The sequence below is a fragment of the Nonomuraea sp. NPDC050783 genome (genome assembly GCF_040802095.1).
Lineage (GTDB): Bacteria > Actinomycetota > Actinomycetes > Streptosporangiales > Streptosporangiaceae > Nonomuraea.
The window spans coordinates 340,138-353,125 of sequence record NZ_JBFAHK010000008.1 but is presented as its reverse complement, the minus strand read 5'-3'; the positions used below and the strand labels follow the sequence as shown (position 1 = coordinate 353,125).

At 73.5% G+C, this 12,988-nt stretch carries 13 protein-coding genes; 10 read left to right on the top strand and 3 right to left on the bottom strand.

Annotated features, from left to right (window positions below; all coding sequences use genetic code 11):
• Positions 1–117 precede the first annotated feature (117 nt).
• The 7 genes from AB0H75_RS24305 (at position 118) to AB0H75_RS24275 (ending at position 5,148) form a co-directional block, all read left to right on the top strand.
• Positions 118–735 (top strand): DedA family protein, encoded by a 618-nt coding sequence (locus AB0H75_RS24305; RefSeq protein WP_367799669.1) that lies wholly within the window; start codon positions 118–120, stop codon positions 733–735.
• On the top strand, positions 719–1,822 hold the full coding sequence (locus AB0H75_RS24300) for a sensor histidine kinase (RefSeq protein ID WP_367799667.1): 1,104 nt from the start codon (positions 719–721) through the stop codon (positions 1,820–1,822). The genes AB0H75_RS24305 and AB0H75_RS24300 overlap by 17 nt, the downstream gene beginning before the upstream one ends.
• On the top strand, positions 1,813–2,457 hold the full coding sequence (locus AB0H75_RS24295) for a response regulator (RefSeq protein WP_367799665.1): 645 nt from the start codon (positions 1,813–1,815) through the stop codon (positions 2,455–2,457). The genes AB0H75_RS24300 and AB0H75_RS24295 overlap by 10 nt, the downstream gene beginning before the upstream one ends.
• A gap of 130 nt (positions 2,458–2,587) precedes the next feature.
• A complete protein-coding gene (locus AB0H75_RS24290) occupies positions 2,588–3,112 on the top strand; it encodes a PadR family transcriptional regulator (protein ID WP_367799663.1) in 525 nt (174 codons plus the stop codon).
• Complete coding sequence (locus tag AB0H75_RS24285; RefSeq protein WP_367799661.1) at positions 3,109–3,840, top strand: siderophore-interacting protein; 732 nt, start codon at positions 3,109–3,111, stop codon at positions 3,838–3,840. Before AB0H75_RS24290 ends, AB0H75_RS24285 begins: the two co-directional genes overlap by 4 nt.
• Before the next feature lie 85 nt (positions 3,841–3,925).
• Positions 3,926–4,693 carry a type I methionyl aminopeptidase gene (gene map, locus AB0H75_RS24280; RefSeq protein WP_367799659.1) on the top strand — a complete coding sequence of 256 codons (768 nt, stop codon included), beginning with the start codon at positions 3,926–3,928 and terminating at the stop codon, positions 4,691–4,693.
• A gap of 203 nt (positions 4,694–4,896) precedes the next feature.
• Positions 4,897–5,148, top strand: a complete 252-nt coding sequence (locus AB0H75_RS24275; protein WP_367799657.1) for a hypothetical protein — start codon at positions 4,897–4,899, stop codon at positions 5,146–5,148.
• Positions 5,149–5,502: 354 nt separating this feature from the next.
• Here the strand turns inward: AB0H75_RS24275 and dacB are convergent, their stop codons facing one another.
• Both dacB and AB0H75_RS24265 read right to left on the bottom strand, forming a co-directional pair.
• On the bottom strand, positions 5,503–7,047 hold the full coding sequence (dacB, locus tag AB0H75_RS24270; protein WP_367799655.1) for a D-alanyl-D-alanine carboxypeptidase/D-alanyl-D-alanine-endopeptidase: 1,545 nt from the start codon (positions 7,045–7,047) through the stop codon (positions 5,503–5,505).
• Between the two features lie 108 nt (positions 7,048–7,155).
• Positions 7,156–7,707: an FHA domain-containing protein gene (locus AB0H75_RS24265; protein WP_367799653.1), complete on the bottom strand. Its 552-nt coding sequence runs from the start codon at positions 7,705–7,707 to the stop codon at positions 7,156–7,158.
• Between the two features lie 89 nt (positions 7,708–7,796).
• Here AB0H75_RS24265 and AB0H75_RS24260 point away from each other — a divergent pair, with 89 nt between their 5' ends.
• From AB0H75_RS24260 to AB0H75_RS24250, 3 genes are read left to right on the top strand one after another with little or no spacing between them, the layout of a single operon-like run.
• Positions 7,797–8,330, top strand: a complete 534-nt coding sequence (locus tag AB0H75_RS24260) for a PadR family transcriptional regulator (RefSeq protein WP_367799651.1) — start codon at positions 7,797–7,799, stop codon at positions 8,328–8,330.
• A complete protein-coding gene (locus tag AB0H75_RS24255) occupies positions 8,327–9,013 on the top strand; it encodes an ABC transporter ATP-binding protein (RefSeq protein WP_367799649.1) in 687 nt (228 codons plus the stop codon). The genes AB0H75_RS24260 and AB0H75_RS24255 overlap by 4 nt, the downstream gene beginning before the upstream one ends.
• Entirely contained in the window at positions 9,010–11,625 is a 2,616-nt protein-coding gene (locus tag AB0H75_RS24250) for an FtsX-like permease family protein (RefSeq protein WP_367799647.1), read from the top strand. Before AB0H75_RS24255 ends, AB0H75_RS24250 begins: the two co-directional genes overlap by 4 nt.
• On the opposite strand, the gene AB0H75_RS24245 is transcribed toward AB0H75_RS24250, so the two are convergent.
• Positions 11,585–12,946 carry an MFS transporter gene (locus AB0H75_RS24245; protein ID WP_367799645.1) on the bottom strand — a complete coding sequence of 454 codons (1,362 nt, stop codon included), beginning with the start codon at positions 12,944–12,946 and terminating at the stop codon, positions 11,585–11,587. The two genes, AB0H75_RS24250 and AB0H75_RS24245, sit on opposite strands and share 41 nt — an antisense overlap.
• Between the last annotated feature and the right edge of the window lie 42 nt (positions 12,947–12,988).

The window sequence follows — 12,988 nt, the reverse complement described above, 5'->3', positions numbered from 1 at the left end:
CGCCGCGATCCCGGCGGAATGAGGTGCCTGCCCGTCCGAACCTGTGGTTTTCCACACCCCAGAACCGGCGACACGCCCCATTCCGGGCATGGGACGATCGTCCGTAACCTCCCAGACATGACGGATTGGCTGATCGAACTGATGGAAACGCTCGGCGCGCCGGGCGCCGGTCTCGGGATCGCGCTGGAGGACCTCTTCCCGCCCCTGCCCAGCGAGGTGATCCTGCCGCTGGCCGGCTTCACCGCCTCGCGCGGCGAGATGCACCTGCTCAGCGTGCTGGCCTGGACCACCGCGGGCTCGGTGGTGGGCGCCCTGGCGCTGTACTGGGTGGGCGCCCTGCTCGGCCGCGAGCGCACGCTGGCGCTGGCCGCCAGGATCCCGCTGCTGAAGGTCTCCGACATCGCGAGGACCGAGGCGTGGTTCCTCAAGCACGGCCGCAAGACGGTGTTCTTCGGGCGGATGATCCCCATCTTCCGCAGCCTGATCTCGGTCCCGGCCGGGGTGGAGCGCATGCCGCTGGGCGTGTTCACCCTGCTGACGACGGCCGGCAGCCTCCTGTGGAACACGCTGTTCGTCATGGCCGGCTACGTCCTGGGCGAGAGCTGGTCGCTGGTGGAGACGTACGTCGGGCTGGGCACCAACATGGTCATCGCGCTGGTCCTGCTGGCCGTGCTCGTCTTCGCGGGCGTGCGGCTGGGGGAGCGGTGCAAGGGGCGGCATGCGCTCCGTGGCTGAGGGGCTGCGCCTGCTGGGGGCGGTGGTCCTCGGAGCCGTCACCGCCCTGCTCGGCCTCGTCCTCCTGCCGCCGGCGCTGCCGCTCGCCCGCCGCCCCGCCGTCCGGGAGGCCGCCCGGCGGCTGGCCGTGCTGGAGGCCCGCCGGCTGCGGCTCGACCCCGCCGCCCTGGGGCTCGGCGCGGCCCGTCCCGACGGGCAGGAGCTGCGCTACCTGGCGGCCAGGCTGCCGCTGGGCGTCCTCGGCGGCCTGACGGCCGCCCTGCTCGGCTGCGGGCTCGCCGTGGCCGGGACGCTGGTCTGGCACTGGGGGAGGGGCCTGCCGGTGGACGGCATGCTGCCGACCGCGCCGCTGCTGGCCTACGCCGCCCTCGGGGGCACCGTCCTGCTGTTCCTGGACCTGTCGGGCCTGGTGGGCGTGCACGCGCTGGAGCGGCGGCTGGCGCTGCGCATGCTCGCCCCCGACCCGACCGAGGCGCTGCGGCGCCGCATCACCGAGCTGGCCGAGAGCCGCGCGGGCGTGCTGGCGGCGGTGGACGCCGAGCGGCGCAGGATCGAGCGGGACCTGCACGACGGGTTGCAGCAGCGGCTGGTGGCGCTGTCCATGCTGGCGGGACGGGCCCGCAGGGGGCGGCCCGAGCTGCTGGCGCAGGTCCACGAGCAGGCGCAGCAGGCGCTGGCCGAGCTGCGCGAGGTGGCCTGGCGGGCCTACCCGTCGGCGCTGGACGCCCTCGGCCTCGCCGACGCCCTGGCCGGCATGGCCGAGCGTGCCGGCATCCCGGTCAAGGTGGTGTGCGAGCTGTCCGCCCGGCCGCCGGCGGCGGTGGAGACGGTGTCGTACTTCGTGGCCAGCGAGGCGGTGACCAACGCCGCCAAGCACTCGGGGGCCACCGCGGTCACCGTCGAGGTACGCGAGCACGGCACAATGATCGCCGTGAACGTGCACGACGACGGCATGGGCGGGGCGGACCCCGCGGGCGGCGGCCTGTCGGGGCTGGCGCGGCGGGTGGCCGCGCTGGACGGCGGCTTCACGGTGACCAGCCCGCCCGGCGGGCCCACCGTGATCAGGGCGGAGCTGCCGTGCGGGTGATCCTGGCCGAGGACTCGACCCTGCTGCGCGAGGGCCTGGTACGCCTGCTGGAGGAGGAGGGCCACGAGGTCCTGGCCGCCGTCGGCGACGGCGAGGCGCTGGTCGGGGCGGTCGAGGCGGAGGAGCCCGACGTCGTCGTGGTGGACGTGCGGATGCCGCCCACGCACACCGACGAGGGCCTGCGCGCCGCGCTGGAGATCCGGCGCCGCCGCCCGCACGTGAAGGTGCTGGTGCTGTCGCAGTACGTGGAGAAGAAGTACGCCACCGAGCTGATGAGCGGGAACGTGGACGGCGTCGGCTACCTGCTCAAGGACCGGGTGGCGCAGGTCAGCGACTTCCTGGACGCGCTGGAGCGGGTGGGCGCGGGCGGCGCGGCGTTCGACCCCGAGGTGGTGCGGCAGCTCCTGGCCCGCACCAGCCACGCCGACCCCCTGGCCCGGCTGACCGGCCGCGAGCGCGAGGTGCTGGAGCTGATGGCCCAAGGGCTGACCAACGCCTCGATCGCCCAGTCGCTGCACGTGTCGCAGAGCGCGGTGGAGAAGCACGTCAACGCGCTGTTCGACAAGCTGTCGCTCTCCCACACCGCCGGTTACAGCCGCCGCGTCCTGGCCGTCCTGCGCTACCTCGGCTCCTGAGGCCCGCTCAGCCGAGGAGGGGAACGCCGCGCCGGTCGCCCACCGCCCCGCCGCCCGCTCGCGGCCCCAGCGCGGGCTGCGCCGGCGGCGCCATGTACAGCGATATATCGTTCGATATAGCATCCGAGCCATGATGATGAACGCGCGCCGCGCCCCGGGCGGGTTCGGGCCCTCCGGGCGCTTCTTCGGGCCGGGCGAGTTGCGCCTGGCCGTGCTGGCACTGATCGCCGAGCAGCCGGGCCACGGCTACCAGGTCATGAGCCGGCTGGCCGACCGCTTCAACGGCACCTACGAGCCGAGCGCCGGCTCCATCTACCCCACCCTCCAGCTCCTGGAGGACGAGGGCCTGGTCCGGGTCGAGCAGGCCGACGGCCGAAAGGTCCACCACGTCACCGACGAGGGCCGCCGGGCCGTCGAGGAGCAGGCCGACGAGATCGAGCGGCTGTGGGGGCGGGCGGCCAGCAGGGGCGAGTGGGGCATGTTCCGCGAGCCCGAGGCCGCCGAGATCGTCGGGCCGGCCCTGCGGATGGTCAAGGCCGCCGTGAAGACGCTCGCGCACAGCCACGGCGACCCCCGGGTGATCGAGCGCATCCAGGAGATCTTCGTCGAGGGCCGCCGCCGCATCGAGGAGCTGGACCCGAGGAGGGGGCGATGACGGCGCCCATGGGGAGCGTGGCCCGGCGGCTGCTGAACCGGGTGCTCGTGCGCGGGGAGGTCATCGAGGTCGAGGAGGTGGCCCCGCGCATGCGCAGGATCAGGATCGGCGGCGAGGCCCTGGCCGGTCTCGCGTGGACGCCGGGCCAGCACGTGCGGGTGTTCATCGGCGGTGAGGGCCTGCTGGGCGGGGTGCTGCGGACGTACTCGCTCTGGTCGTACGACCCCGCCTGGGAGGCCCTTGACCTCGTCGGTCTCGACCACGGCGGCGACGCCCCGGGCGCGGCCTGGGTGCGGGGTGCCGCCCCCGGCCAGGAGGTCGCCTTCACCCGGCCGGAGGGCGGCTTCGTGTTGCGGGACGGCGCGCGCTACCACCTGTTCGCGGGGGAGGAGACGGCGGCGGTGGCGTTCGGCGCGATGTTGCGGGCCCTGCCGCCCGAGGCCCCCGCGTACGGCGTTGTCGAGGCGGAGGGTCCAGGCGACCACCTCGTCCTGCCGCGCGAGCTGACCCAGGTGTGCCGGGACGGGGCTCCGGCGGCCGGGTCCCGGGTGCTGGTGGAGGCCGTGCGGAAGCTGGACCTGCCCGGCGGGCCGGGCGTCGCCTACCTGGCGGGCGAGGCCCGCACGATCCAGGCCGTCCGCGCCCACCTGGTCAAGGAGCGCGGCTGGAACCGCAGGGACGTGGTCACCAAGCCGTTCTGGACGCCGGGCCGGCGCGGGCTCGACTGACGGCCCGGCCGGGGTCCCCTGGTGCTCGATAAAAATACCGGTATAGTTATCGCCACACCGACAGGCGGACCTATGAGGAGTGGCCATGATCGAGCTGAAGAGCGCCGGTGAGATCGACGCGATGCGGGAGGCGGGCCGGGTGGTCGCCGCCGTGCACGCCGCGGTACGGGAGCGGGCCGCGATCGGCGTGTCGCTCAAGCAGCTCGACGAGGTGGCGCGGACGGTCCTGCGGGAGGCCGGGGCAGGGGCGTCGTTCCTGGGCTACCATCCGTCGTTCGGCGCGACCCCGTATCCGGGCGTCATCTGCACCTCGGTCAACGGGGTCATGCTGCACGGCCTGCCGACGCCGTACCGGCTGCGCGACGGCGACCTCATCAGCGTGGACTGCGGCGCGATCGTGGACGGCTGGCACGCCGACGGCACGGTGAGCTTCACCGTCGGCGAGCCGCGCGCCGAGGACCTGAAGCTGATCCGGGCGGCCGAGGAGACGCTGGCCGCCGGCATCGAGGCGGCCCTGCCCGGCGCCCGGCTGGGCGACATCGGCCACGCCATGTCCACGGTCGGGCGCGGCGCCGGCTACGGCATGCAGAACGACTTCGCCGGCCACGGCATCGGCCGGGCCATGCACGAGGCGCCGTTCGTGCCCAACGAGGCTCCCGCGGGGCGCGGGCTGCGGCTGCGGCCGGGGCTGGTGATCGCGATCGAGCCGAGCCTGATGGCCGGCGGCGACGACGGTTACCGCATGGCCGACGACGGCTGGTCGGTGGTCTCGGCGGACGGCAGCCGCAGCGTCCACGTGGAGCACACGGTGGCTATCACGGACGACGGCCCGGTGATTCTCACCCTGCCTTAAAGGCGGGTAACGGAAAGGTCCGACATTCCTCTTGCGGACACACCTATGCGCCAAGAAGGGTGATCTTCTCCACCTCTTCCCTCAGACGAGGCATTTCCCCAGGTCAAGCATGAAAGTGCCGGTGTTTGTCCAAAGTGGACATAGGGCAGATCTCCTCCCGATAGCTACGGAGAGTAGTCGATAGGTATCAGAGGAGAATCGATATGTACAGAGCAGGACTCATCCTTGCCGGCCTCATCGGCGGGATGGTCGCGTTCGGCGGCTCCGCGCTAGCGACATCCAACGTCACCACCGTCGAGAGCACGCAGGGCAACCTCCTGCCCGGCCCCAGCCACGGCAAGGGAAAGCCCGGCGTCTGGGACGCGGGCGAGTGGAACAACTTCGGCCAGGACAACGACATCCTCGACCTGGACCTTCTGAACGAGCTCCTCGGCTCGGTCCTGAGCGGCGGCTGACGTCCTCGTTGACCCAAAAGGGGCCCGTCCTGCCGAGGGCGGGCCCCTTTGCCGGCTCCGGGGCCGGTGGACGGGCCCGGCCGCGGTCCTTTCGTGCGGGGGGAGGCGCGGCCGGGCCCGCCGGGAGGGGAGCGCCGTGGGCGTGCGGTGGGAAACCGGCTGGGGGTGTGGCCGGTGAAGGCCCGCGCGCTCCCGTGGTCCTCGGTGGGGTACTGGAAAGGGATTCTGGTCGCCGGAAGTCGGCCATGTCCTGAAAAGTCGGCCGATATCTGGAGTTCCAGGTAAACCGGCGCGGCCCTCCAGGCGTCACAGGGTCGCGCCAGGGTCAGCCCGGCGTCCCCGGTGTCCCCGGTGTCAGCACTGGACGGGCTTCAGCCACGAGCACTCCAGGTCGCCCGCCTGCCCCGCGTCCGCCGCGCGGAGCTGGGCCGTGGTGTCGACCGGGTTGGCGCGGGAGAACTGCGCGAGCCGGACCGCGATCTTGTCCTCGATGTCCTTCGGCGAGCCCGACAGGTACTGGTTCAGCATGATCGAGAAGACCAGCGGCTCGCCGTCGGCGCTGGTCACGTAGCCCGACAGCGCCGTCACGCCGGTCAGGGAGCCGGTCTTGGCGTGGACGTTGCCCGCCGCCGGGGTGTTCCGCATCCGGCTGCGCAGGGTGCCGCCCACGAAACGGTCGGCGTTGCCGGCGATGGGCAGGGCCTCGTACCAGGTGCCGAACCACGGCTTGCCGCGCACGGCGCTCAGGAGCTGGACGATCGAGCCGGGCGAGAACCCGTCGCGGCGCGACAGCCCGGAGCCGTCCCGCATGTTGATCACCTGCACGCCGTTGGCCTTGGCGAAGTCGGTGCTGACCTTGAGCCCGGCCGCCCACGTGCCCTGGCCGGCGACCTTGCGGCCCATCGCCTTGGTGAGGATCTCGGCGTGCATGTTGTTGCTCAGCTTCAGGAACGGCACCAGCAGCTCGCCCAGCGTCATCGACTCGTGCCTGGCCAGCTCCCTGGCCCCCGAGGGCGCGGCCCCGGACGTCGTGCCGCCGAGCACCTTCACGCCGTGCCTGGCCAGCGCCGTGCGGAACAGCGAGGAGACGTACGCGGTGGGGTCGTCCACGGCCACCCACTCCTGGTACGGCTCCGCCACCGTGCCGGTGATGACGACCGTGCGGGTGCCGTGCTGCCGCTCGATGAGCACGTCGGTCTCGGAGCCGGCGGTGGCCCTGTTGACGATCTTCAGGTAGTCGGTCTCCGGCGTCGTGGAGACCTTGACCTCGCCGCCGTCGGCGGCCACCGAGACGATCACCGAGCCGGCGTCGTAGTCGCGGTCGGGGGAGGCGGTCAGGGCGGAGATCGGAGCCGCGTAGTAGGCGGTCTCGTCGTCCCACGACCAGTCGTTGCCCAGCCGCTGGGAGTCGAACCAGGTGTCGTCGGCCACCAGCCGGCCGGCGACGACCTTGATCCCGGCCGCCGCGACCTTCGCCGCCAGGGCGTCGTAGTCCTCGGCCAGCATGGTCGGGTCGCCGGTGCCGCGCAGCACCAGGTCGCCGGCGAGCACGGAGCCGGCCTTGCGGGCGGAGCTGAGCACGGTGGTGGGGAAGCGGTAGTCGAGGCCGAGCGTCTCGGCGGCGGCGGCCGAGGTGAACAGCTTGGTGTTGGACGCCGGGGTGAGCAGCTTGCCGGCGTCGGTGGCGTACAGCTCCTCGCCGGTCTTGGCGCTCTTCACCACGACGCCCGCGCGGGCGATCGTGAGCCGGGAGTCGCTGAGGATCTGGTTGAGGTCCTGGGTGAGGTCGGCCACGCCGGCCGCCGGGTCCAGGGCGACGGCGGGCGAGGACGGGCTGGACGCCCACGCGAGGGCCGCGACGAGCGCGCCCGCGACGAGGGAGGCTGAGGTGCGCCGCATGGAGTCTCCAAGGGGACTGGGGGATCGCCTGCGAGCATGGATGAGCGCGGACAGCCTGTAATCCGCAAAATTCCGTATTTATTGCTCGGGTCGCGGAACGCGGCGCCGTCAGGCGCCCGGCTGGGCCGAGGTCAGCAGGAACCCGCAGTCGCCGAAGGCGATCTCGTCGCCGGACTTCACCCGCGCCGGCCCCACCAGCCGCCACCCGTTGAGCCGCGTCCCGTTCAGCGACCCCAGATCGACCAGCAGCCACCGGCCGTCGTCGTCGCGCCGCAGCTCGGCGTGGACCCGGGAGACCGTCAGGTCGGACAGCACGAGGTCGCAGGCCGAGCCCCGCCCCACCACGTAGCGCACCCGCTCGTCGTCGGGCAGCGCCAGCCGGGGCAGCCGGGGCCGCCGCCAGGCCGACTGGAGCCTGGTGGTGAACTCCGACACCGACGACACCGCGTCGGTCAGCCGCTGCCGGATCGTGGGCCGCCGCGGCAGGTCGGCCACCAGCTCGTCGAGCTCCCACTGGTTACGCGCCCGGAGGGCCTGGTCGACCCGGCCGACGAAGGTCTCGTGGGAGATGCGTCCCTCGACGGCGCGGTCCTTGAGCTCGTCGATCGCACGGTCGCGTTCCCCGTCGGAGGCGCGGAAAGGTGGATGGGTCGAGCTCATGTAGCGAGTATCGGCCTCAACCTCGACTCGTGTCCAGAATACGCCGGATCAGTTGCCGTGGGCATACTCAGTATGCATACTCAGTATCCATGTCGATCAGACACGGACTGCTCGCCCTGCTGAGTGGCGGGCCACGGTACGGCTACCAGTTGCGGGTGGAGTTCGAGGCGTCCACGGGGGCGACCTGGCCGCTCAACATCGGCCAGGTCTACACGACGCTGTCCCGCCTGGAGCGCGACGGGCTGGTGGCGCCCGGGGGCGCCGACGAGCAGGGCCGTGCGGTCTACGCGATCACCGAGGCCGGCCGGGCGGAGCTGGACAGATGGTTCGCCACCCCGGTCGCCCAGGGTGACCGGCCGCGCGACGAGCTGAGCATCAAGATCGCGATGGCCGTGGCCGGGGCGGGCGCGGGCGTTGACGTCGCGGACGTCATCCACACCCAGCGCATGGCCACCATGCGCGCCCTGCGCGACCTCACCCAGGCCAAACGATCCGCCAAGGGCGGGCTCGCCGAGCGGCTGGTGCTCGACTCGCTGATCTTCAAGGCCGAGGCGGAGCAACGCTGGCTGGACCACTGCGAGGCCGTGGCGAACGAGAAGCTTCCCAGGGAGAAGAAGGCATGACCACCGTTGTTGAGCTGCGAGAGGTGACCCGCGAGCACGGCCAGGTGCACGCCTTACGCGGCGTCAGCCTGGAGGTGGCGGCCGGGGAGCTGGTCGCCGTCATGGGCCCCTCGGGCTCGGGCAAGTCCACGCTGCTGAACCTGGCCGGCGGCCTGGACCGCCCCACCTCCGGCACGGTCGTCGTCGAGGGCCGCGACCTGGCCACGGTGAAGGACCTGGCCGAGCTGCGGCGCGTCAGCGTCGGGTACGTCTTCCAGGACCTCAACCTGATCCCGTCCCTGACGGCGGCCGAGAACGTCATGCTGCCGAGGGAGCTGGACGGCGTGCGTACCCGCCGCGCCCGTGAGGAGGCGCTGGCCGCGCTGGCCGACGTGGGCGCGGCGGAGATCGCCGACCGCTTTCCCGAGGAGCTGTCCGGCGGCCAGCGCCAGCGGGTGGCCATCGCGCGGGCGCTGACCGGCGAGCGGCGGCTGCTGCTGGCCGACGAGCCTACCGGCGCCCTGGACACCGCCACCGGCGACGACATCCTGCAGCTCCTGCGCGCCCGCTGCGACGAGGACGGCGTGGCGGTGCTGCTGGTCACCCACGAGCCGCGCTACGCGGCCTGGGCCGACCGGATGGTCTACCTGCGCGACGGGCTCGTCGTGGAGTCCGGCGCGGTCCGGCTGGAGAGCGCCCGATGAGCGCCGCGCGCGCCGCGCTGCGGATCTCGCGCAGGGACGCGCTGCGCGCCAAGGGCCGCACCGCCCTCGTCATGGTGCTGATCGGCCTGCCGGTGCTGGTCATCACGGCGGTGCTCACCAGCGCGGCCACCACCGACCTGACCTCGCGGGAGCGGTTGCCCTCCCTGATGGGCTCGGCCGACGCCCGCCTCGTCACGCTGCCGTTCCGCACCCCGGTCAAGCAGACCTACTGGGGGGACGGCAGCCAGAGCCACGCGAAGCGGCCCGGCCGCCCGTGGACGCCGCAGGAGATCGGCACGCTGCTCCCCGGTCGCCTGCTCCGCTACCAGAGCAACGTCACCGAGACGCGTCTCGGCGCCTTCTACGACCGGGTGGACGTGCTGGAGGTGGACCTGCGCGACCCGATCGCCCACGGCATGCGTGAGCTGGAGGAGGGCAGGTTCGCGGCCGGCCCCGGCGAGGTCGCGGTCTCGCCCGAGCTGGCCGGGCGCGGGGCCCGCGTGGGCACCACGATCAAGCTGACCCGGCGGGACCGGCCGATGCGCGTGGTCGGCGTCGTCCGCAACCCCAACCGGCCCGGCCTGGCCGAGGTCGTCGCCCTGCCCGAGGCCGTGCTGGGCCACCAGAACGACGGCAACAGCAGCGGCTGGCTGGCCGACACCCCGCGCCCGGTGAGCCGGGCCGATGTCGAGCGGCTCAACCGGGCGGGCCTGGCCGTCGGCTCCCGCGCGGTCATCGAGAACCCGACCCCCGCCGAGCTGCGGCGGGAGGAGTACCACGAGGACGACCTGCGGGACGCCGCCACCGCGGGCCTCGGCGTCGTGCTGATCGTCACCGAGACCGTGCTGCTGGCCGGGCCCGCGTTCGCCGTCGGCCTGCGGCGCAGGCGCAGGGAGCTGGCGCTCGTCGCGGCGCAGGGCGGCTCGGGGGCGCACCTGCGGGCGGTCGTGCTGGCCGACGGGCTGGTGCTCGGCGGCGCGGCCGCGCTGCTCGGGGCCTGCCTGGGCGTGGGGGCGGGCGGGCTGGCCGAGTCCTTGCTCGCCCGCGAGCTGGACTGGACGCACGGGCCCCTGGACGTGCCCTGGTGGCAGGTCGCGGGGGTGGCCGCGCTCGGCGTGCTCAGCGGCCTGGTCGCCGCGCTGGTCCCGGCCGTGCAGGCGGCCCGGCAGCACCCGGCGACGGTGCTGGCCGGTCGGGCCGCCGTGGACCCGCCGGGCCGCGCCGGGCGGCCGGTGCTGGGGCTGGCCCTGGTCGTGCTCGGGCTCGGCGGCGCCGTCCTGCTGTGGCTCCGCCCGCATCTGCCGGCCAGGATCGTCGGGCCCGCCCTCGGGCTCACCCTGCCGATGGCGGGCGCCGTGACCGTCATGGGGCTCGGCCTAGTGGCGCTGATGCCGTGGCTCGTCCAGGTCACGGGGCGGCCGGCCGGGCGGCTGCCGCTCCCGCTGCGCCTGTCCGTGCGCGACGCCGCCCGGCACCGCGTCCGTACGGCCTCGGCCGCCGCCGCGGTCATGGCGGCCACCCTGGCGGCGGTCACGATCGGCGTCATGGCCAGCTCCACCTTCGCCTACCACGAGGCGAACCGCCAGTCGGTGACACCAGTGGGCACGCTGAGGATCGGCATGTCGAGCGCGACGGACGACGGCGAATGGTCGCGGCTGCGGGCGGCGGCCGAGCGGATCCTGCCGGGAGTGGACCTGGTCCCCGGGCTGGAGGCGAGCAACGAGCGGGGCGATCTCCTCCACTTCCGGATCGTCTGGAGCAACAGGTCATGCCAGGACCGGCGCGACTGTTTCCCGCCCGCCTACCACTGGCTGCCGATGCCGGTCGGCGACCAGCGGCTGCTGGCCCTGCTGCAGGGCCGCCACGACCCGTCGGCAGCGGCGGCGCTGGCGGCGGGCAAGGCGGTGGCCTTCGATCCGGAGGTGGTGCGCGACGGCTTCGTCGAGCTGGCGGTCGATGGCCCGTCGGAGCAGAAGGACAAGACCTTCCGGGTGCCGGCGGTGGTGGCGAGGGCGGCCGAGCCCGCGCAGACCGGCGTGCTGATCCCGGCGCGGGCGGTGACGGCGGCCGGGTACCGGGTCGCCGAGCGCGTGCTGTACGCCGCGTACGAGCCCCCCGACGAGGCGCTCCTGTCGCGGCAGCTGGACGCGGTGAGCTATGAGGCGTACGTGCAGGTCGAGCGCACCGCCGACGGCAATCTCGCCACCTACCTCCTGGCGCTGCTCGGCGCGGCGCTGGTCCTGGTGCTCGGCGGCACGTTCGCGGCGACGGGGCTGGCGGCGGCCGACATGCGCCGGGACCTGGACACGCTGTCGGCGGTCGGCGGCGCGCCCCGGGTGCGCAGGCTCGTGGTGGCGGCCCAGGCGGCGTACATCTCCGGCCTGGGTGCCGTGGTGGGGCTGGCCGGAGGTCTGGCCGGCGGGGTGGTGTTGTCCGCCACCGTGATCACCGCCATGCGGCAGGAGGACATACTGTCGTACATCGGCACGCCGCCCCCCGACCTCCCCTGGGCCTTCCTGGCGGCGCTGGTGATCGGGCTGCCGCTGCTGGCGGCGCTGGTGGCCGGGACGTTCACGCGGACGCGCTGGGCTCCGGCGCGGCGGGTGGCCTGAGCCGGTACTTCAGCGTCACCAGCACCGACGCGAAGATGATCAGCGCGGGGACCGCGGTCTGCCCGAGGAGGACCGCGGTCACCGCGCTGTCCGGCTGCCGGACCGGCGTGTCCGGCTGGGACTCCACGAAGCCGCCGAGCGACAGGGTCACGCCGAAGATCAGCGCGCCGAACGAGCTGACCCCGCTCTCGATGGCGGTCCACAGCCCGGTGAGCACGCCGGCGCGGCGCTTGCCGGTGGCGGCGGCGTCCGCGGCGATGACGTCGGCCAGCATCGAGAACTGCAGCAGTTGCAGCCCGGCGTACCCGACGCCGACGAGCAGGATCGTCACGTGCGCCCACACCGCGCCGAGCAGCGGCGTCGCCATGGCCGCCGCCGTGCCCGTCCCGAACAGCGAGGCCGCCAGCACCATCGCCCCGCGCTTGTCGAAGCGTCTGGACAGCCGCACCCACAGCGGCATGGTCAGCAGGATCGGGCCGACGAGCGCGGCGAAGAGCGTCTGCGTGGCCTTGGGGTCGCCGATCGTGTACGTGGCGAAGTAGGGCGCCGCGGCCAGCATCATGCTCGCGGCCAGCATCTGCGTGCAGGCCAGCACGGTCAGCCACAGGAACGGCCGGTTGCCCCTGATCGCGGCGAACTGCTCGCGCCAGGTGCCCCGGTCGGCCTCGGGCGCGCCGGTCATCGGGGCGCGGGCGGTGCCGAGGAAGGAGCCGAGCATGGCCAGCAGCAGGACGGCCGCGATCGTGACCCCCATCAGCCGGTAGCTGCTCAGCGTGCCCTCCTGGCCCTCGCTGGTGGCGATGGCGGGGGCCAGCACGCCGCTGATCGCGGTGGCCACGCCGATGAAGACCATGCGCCACTGCAGCAGGGAGGTGCGCTCGTGGTAGTCGTGGGTCATCTCGCCGGGCATCGCCTTGTACGGCACCTCGAACAACGCGTACGCGGTCGCCGTGGCCAGGAAGCAGGCGGCGACGTACGCGGCGGCGGGCGCCCCCGTCAGCGACGGCCCGGCGAAGACCAGGAAGAACGCGACCGGCAGCGTGCAGGCCCCGGCCAGCATCCACGGCCGCCGCGGCCCCCAGCGCGAGACGGTCCGGTCGGACCAGCGCCCGACCAGCGGGTTGAGGAGCAGGTCCCAGACCTTGGGCGCGGTGACCACCACGCCGGCCAGCCACGCGGGCACGGCCAGGAAGTTGGTCATGTAGTAGAGCAGCAGCAGCCCGGGCACGGCGTTGACCGTGGCCGTGCAGAAGGAGCCCACGCCGTAGCCGAGGCGCACGCTCCCCGGGACCGTGGACGCGCTCGCGGCCGGTGTGATCATGCCCACATTAGAGCTGACCAAGGGCTTGTTCGGGAGACCCAG

Bases quoted from the DNA above. Each gene is read 5' to 3' on its own strand.
- dacB (WP_367799655.1), bottom strand. From the start codon at position 7,047: ATGCGGCGCACCTCAGCCTCCCTCGTCGCGGGCGCGCTCGTCGCGGCC.
- AB0H75_RS24285 (WP_367799661.1), top strand. From the start codon at position 3,109: ATGACGGCGCCCATGGGGAGCGTGGCCCGGCGGCTGCTGAACCGGGTG.
- AB0H75_RS24265 (WP_367799653.1), bottom strand. From the start codon at position 7,707: ATGAGCTCGACCCATCCACCTTTCCGCGCCTCCGACGGGGAACGCGAC.
- AB0H75_RS24255 (WP_367799649.1), top strand. From the start codon at position 8,327: ATGACCACCGTTGTTGAGCTGCGAGAGGTGACCCGCGAGCACGGCCAG.
- AB0H75_RS24275 (WP_367799657.1), top strand. From the start codon at position 4,897: ATGTACAGAGCAGGACTCATCCTTGCCGGCCTCATCGGCGGGATGGTC.
- AB0H75_RS24290 (WP_367799663.1), top strand. From the start codon at position 2,588: ATGATGATGAACGCGCGCCGCGCCCCGGGCGGGTTCGGGCCCTCCGGG.
- AB0H75_RS24250 (WP_367799647.1), top strand. From the start codon at position 9,010: ATGAGCGCCGCGCGCGCCGCGCTGCGGATCTCGCGCAGGGACGCGCTG.
- map (WP_367799659.1), top strand. From the start codon at position 3,926: ATGATCGAGCTGAAGAGCGCCGGTGAGATCGACGCGATGCGGGAGGCG.
- AB0H75_RS24260 (WP_367799651.1), top strand. From the start codon at position 7,797: ATGTCGATCAGACACGGACTGCTCGCCCTGCTGAGTGGCGGGCCACGG.
- AB0H75_RS24305 (WP_367799669.1), top strand. From the start codon at position 118: ATGACGGATTGGCTGATCGAACTGATGGAAACGCTCGGCGCGCCGGGC.
- AB0H75_RS24300 (WP_367799667.1), top strand. From the start codon at position 719: ATGCGCTCCGTGGCTGAGGGGCTGCGCCTGCTGGGGGCGGTGGTCCTC.
- AB0H75_RS24245 (WP_367799645.1), bottom strand. From the start codon at position 12,946: ATGATCACACCGGCCGCGAGCGCGTCCACGGTCCCGGGGAGCGTGCGC.